Genomic DNA, 4,184 nt, shown 5'->3' with positions numbered 1-4,184 from the left:
ACATTATCAAGTGTATAATCCTGAAAACCGCCTTTATCCTGGGCGTTTTTTTGTCTCCAAATCTTCAGGTTTATTTTCATTGTACTCATATCAAATCCTGTTATTTGTAACTTCTTTGTTTCAATTCCACAAATTCGAACTCAAGGTCTTCCTTGTGGCGTTTGGTTTCGAGTTTGCCGTTGACGCCCAGATACTCCCATGCCGAAACGAATGCATAATCTTCATCATTCCGGAGGGCTTCTCCTTCTTCGGTTTGATATTCATCTCTGAGGTGGCAACCGCAGGACTCATCTCTGTCCAGTGCATCAAGAGCCATCAGCTCAGCCAGTTCAAAGAAATCGGCAATACGGGCCGCAAATTCCAAATACTTGTTATAGTAGTTGGACTCGCCCGGAACCCGAACGTTTTTCCAGAAATCTTCGCGAAGTGCACGAATCTCCTCAATGGCCGATTCAAGTCCCTCCTGGCTTCTGGAGATTCCAACTTTATCCCACATGATCTTGCCCAGCTCACGATGGAACTCAATCAGTGACTTATCCCCTTTCACGGCAAGCAGCTTATCAAGCTGATCCTGAGACGCTTTTGCGGCTTCATCAAACGCTTCGTGATGTGTGGATACGTCTTCCAGATCTTCACCCGCAATGTAGTTTCCTACAGTGTAAGGGATGATAAAGTATCCGTCGGAAAGACCCTGCATCAGAGCACTTGCACCCAGTCGGTTTGCACCGTGATCGGAGAAGTTCGCCTCTCCGGCCACAAACAGTCCCGGAATATTGCTCATCAGGTTATAGTCAACCCAGAGACCGCCCATTGTGTAGTGAACGGCAGGGAAAATTCTCATTGGTGTTTCATACGGGTTTTCGTCCGTGATATTTTCGTACATATCAAAGAGGTTACCGTATCGTGCAGCGATGGCCTCTTTACTGTCGCGTTTAATCGCATCGCGGAAATCGAGGTAAACTGCTAGTCCGGTGTCTCCCACTCCAAGGCCTTCGTCGGTTACCATCTTCGCATTTCTGGAAGCCACATCACGCGGCACCAGGTTACCGAAACTTGGATATCGCTCCTCGAGATAGTAGTACCGCTCCTCTTCAGGAATATCGTTTGGAGCACGATCATCTCCTTTCTTGCGTGGAACCCATACGCGACCGTCATTCCGCAAACTTTCACTCATCAGTGTCAGTTTGGACTGATAGTCGCCGGAAACCGGAATGCAGGTTGGGTGAATCTGCACATAGCAGGGATTCGCAAAAGCAGCTCCCCGTTTATGACATCTCCACGCTGCGGTTACGTTTGAATTTTTTGCGTTTGTGGAGAGGTAGAATACGTTTCCGTATCCGCCGGTGCAGAGAACCACGGCATCCGCTTCCCACTTCTGAATGGTTCCATTTACAAGATCACGGGTAATGATACCGCGTGCCTTTCCGTCAACCACTACCAAATCCAGCATCTCCTGACGAGGGTTGTCCTTAATTTTTCCGGTGTGAACCTGGCGCATCATCGCCTGGTAAGCACCCAGCAGCAGTTGTTGTCCGGTCTGTCCGCGGGAGTAAAATGTTCGCGAAACCTGGGCTCCACCGAATGATCGGTTATCGAGCAGCCCGCCGTAATCACGGCCAAACGGAACACCCTGGGCTACCGCCTGGTCAATAATATTATTCGAGTTTTGAGCCAAACGGTAAACGTTAGACTCACGGCTTCGATAGTCACCGCCTTTAATGGTATCGTAAAACAGTCGCCATACACTGTCGCCGTCATTTTGATAATTCTTCGCCGCATTGATACCGCCCTGAGCCGCAATACTGTGCGCCCGGCGTGCGGAGTCTTGTATACAGAACGTCTGGACATTATAGCCTAGTTCTGCAAGGCTGGCTGCAGCAGAAGCGCCTGCAAGTCCTGTACCCACAACAATGATGTTGTGTTTACGCTTGTTGTTTGGGGAAACCAGTTTGATATCCTCTAAATGCTGTTCCCACTTATCTTCCAGTGGTCCTGAAGGTACTTTTGGATCTAATTTCATAATGGTATAGGTAGATTTACAAAATGATTATTGGCATTGGATAAGTGCTGCTTCACAGCCGCCGCCGAAGTAGATATAGATCGGGATAAACAGAAAGCCAACGGCAAACACGACTGCAAAAATTCCGCCTAATGTGTAGACAATAGCTGACGTTTTTTTGCTCTTCATACCGAGAGATGTAAAGGCACTCCAGATCCCGTGCCCCAAGTGTGTTCCGAGAAGCAACATAACGAATGCATACCCGAACGAGTATACTGCGCTGCTTTGGAAGGTGTCAATAACCAGCGTTTTAATATCGTGCGTTTCCTGGCCGTCAATCACTACGGTGCCGGTTTCGCCCAATGCAAATGTGTTAACGTGGATGACCACAAAGATCAGGAGTACAACACCTGTAAAGGCCATGCTTCTCGAACTGAGACTCTGTTTGCTGGGTCCGCCTTTACTGCTGTAAACCTCGTATTTGTTTGGTCGCGCCTTTCTCTTTTTGAACCAGATGGAAATTCCAATCCAGGCGTGAATCACAAAAACTGCCAGCAGCCCGATTCTTGCAATCCAAAGCAGAGGCCCTAAATTATGAAGAGTCATCGAGTAGCGGTTCATCGCATCTGCTTCGCCGAATATGGCCAGGTTTCCGCCAAGGTGAAATATGATAAACAAGACGAGGAAAATGCCGGTCAGTCCGGTCAATATTTTTCGCCCAACCTGTGACGTCGCTGCTTGTAATAGATTTGGCATACTGTAGATATTATTATTAATGTGATCAGATAGATGAATTGAATTTTCCTAAACTAACAATCATCTATATTTTTCTGTTCCAAAATTCATCTATTAAAAGTCGCCCCTTTTGATATAAAAGGCAAGGTTGAAGCCCTTTCAATTCATAGAAACGGCTTATTAAGAAAAGGTCTAAATTGGATATTAACCTCTCATTCTAGCAAATCAATTTCTTGTATACAGTTATTAAACTATTTAAAAGCGATTATCGCGTAAAAGGGTCCAAATTTCTGGGATATTTACACCCGGCAGAAAGTAAAACGGAAGCGGATGATTTCCTTGAAACTGTAAAAAATGAGCACCCGACAGCAACGCATCACTGCTATGCGTGGAGAGTAAATCCCAATAAAATTGAGGAATTCGACCAGGATGACGGTGAACCGGGCGGCACTGCCGGACTTCCCATCCTCAACGCGTTGAAATCGGCCGATTTGGTGAACTGCATTATGGTGTCTGTGCGCTATTACGGCGGGACCAAACTGGGGAAATCGGGTCTGATTGACGCCTACGGAGAATCAGCCCAACAATGCATCGAGCATGCCGTTTTGAAAGAGGTTATCCCGATTCAAACCTACCGGATCATTTATCAATACACTCACCAGGGAATCATTGATAAGCTTAAAAATGATTTTTCGATGATTGAACTAAACTCTGAGTACATGGAAAATGTATCCCTGAAGATTGGAATTCCTAAAACGGAGGCCGAAAGATTTGAAGGCAAACTCAGTTCACATCTCCATCTTTTTGATGATTTTAAAGAGTGCGGGGAATCCTATCACATCAAAAAAATTAGAAGCTGAAAATAAACCATTAGCTTGTTACCTTAAAAACAAAAACTTATGAAAATTTATACGAAGAAAGGCGACCAGGGATATACCTCCCTTTTCGGTGGCGCGAGTGTTGAAAAGAACAGCCTGCGAATCCACGCTTACGGTACCGTAGACGAACTGAATTCCATAATCGGCATGGTTTTGACTCACACCCTGAGTGAGAAGGGGAAAAACATGCTGAATGAGATTCAGTCCCAGCTTTTTGTGCTCGGAGCAGATCTAGCTACTCTGCACACAAAGGAATCAAAGATTGAGCGTGTTGGCAGCAAGGATATTGAAAAGCTTGAAAACTGGATCGATGAACTGGAGGAAGATCTCCCGGCTCTTACAAGCTTTATCCTTCCCGGCGGGTCACCGGCCGGAGCAACGCTGCACATGGCACGAACCGTATGCCGGCGAGCTGAGCGTAACACGGTAGCTCTGAAACAGAACGATCCCATTTCAGCCGAAACCGTCATTTATCTGAATCGGCTTTCCGATCTGCTCTTTGTTCTGGCAAGATTCGAAAACAGACAAGCCGGTGAGCCGGAAACACCCTGGCAGCCAAGAAAAAAACAGTA

4 protein-coding genes are annotated in these 4,184 nt (G+C 46.4%); 2 read left to right on the top strand and 2 right to left on the bottom strand.

Going from position 1 to position 4,184, the window contains the following annotated elements; all coding sequences use genetic code 11:
* Positions 1 to 100: 100 nt before the first annotated feature.
* Positions 101 to 2,020, bottom strand: a complete 1,920-nt coding sequence (locus ACESM0_RS13070; protein ID WP_372906644.1) for a fumarate reductase/succinate dehydrogenase flavoprotein subunit — start codon at positions 2,018 to 2,020, stop codon at positions 101 to 103.
* Between the two features lie 27 nt (positions 2,021 to 2,047).
* A complete protein-coding gene (locus ACESM0_RS13065) occupies positions 2,048 to 2,755 on the bottom strand; it encodes a succinate dehydrogenase cytochrome b subunit (RefSeq protein ID WP_101071523.1) in 708 nt (235 codons plus the stop codon).
* 212 nt (positions 2,756 to 2,967) lie between these two features.
* Here ACESM0_RS13065 and ACESM0_RS13060 point away from each other — a divergent pair, with 212 nt between their 5' ends.
* Together ACESM0_RS13060 and ACESM0_RS13055 are read left to right on the top strand one after the other, a co-directional pair.
* Positions 2,968 to 3,594, top strand: a complete 627-nt coding sequence (locus ACESM0_RS13060) for an IMPACT family protein (RefSeq protein WP_372906643.1) — start codon at positions 2,968 to 2,970, stop codon at positions 3,592 to 3,594.
* A gap of 39 nt (positions 3,595 to 3,633) precedes the next feature.
* Positions 3,634 to 4,184: cob(I)yrinic acid a,c-diamide adenosyltransferase (locus tag ACESM0_RS13055; protein ID WP_372906642.1), on the top strand; the 551-nt coding region annotated here is incomplete at its 3' end.

The organism is Rhodohalobacter sp. (assembly GCF_041686455.1).
Classification (GTDB): domain Bacteria; phylum Bacteroidota; class Rhodothermia; order Balneolales; family Balneolaceae; genus Rhodohalobacter.
The sequence above is the reverse complement of the archived record's forward strand: the minus strand, read 5'-3'. Positions and strand labels throughout refer to the sequence as shown.